The organism is Pseudorhizobium marinum, from assembly GCF_000705355.1.
Taxonomy (GTDB): Bacteria; Pseudomonadota; Alphaproteobacteria; order Rhizobiales; family Rhizobiaceae; genus Neorhizobium; species Neorhizobium pelagicum.
In genome coordinates, this window is record NZ_JMQK01000084.1 from 1 (window position 1) to 371 (window position 371).

Genomic DNA, 371 nt, shown 5'->3' on the forward strand with positions numbered 1-371 from the left:
TGGCGCAGGCGACCAGCGGCCTGGCCGACGGTCTCAAGCAGCTGGCCGCGGGCAACCTCGGCTTCCAGCTGTCGCAGGCCTTCGCCGAGGAGTTCGAAAGCCTGCGTGCCGACTTCAACCAGGCCGTCCTGCAGCTCAAGGACACGATGACCTCCGTCTCCGAGGCAACCGGGGCGATCGACAGCGGCTCGCGTGAAGTCAGCCACAGTGCCGACGATCTCTCCAAGCGCACCGAACAGCAGGCGGCATCGCTCGAAGAAACGGCTGCGGCACTCGACGAGATCACCACCAATGTCGCCAACTCCTCCAAACGTGCCGAAGAGGCCCGCACGGTCGCCATCCAGGCCAATGAGAACGCCGCCCAGTCCGGC

1 pseudogene is annotated in these 371 nt (G+C 66.3%); it reads left to right on the plus strand.

Features of this window, described 5'->3' with window-relative positions:
• Window positions 1-371: pseudogene (locus tag EO99_RS27950) on the plus strand (methyl-accepting chemotaxis protein); the annotation flags it as partial.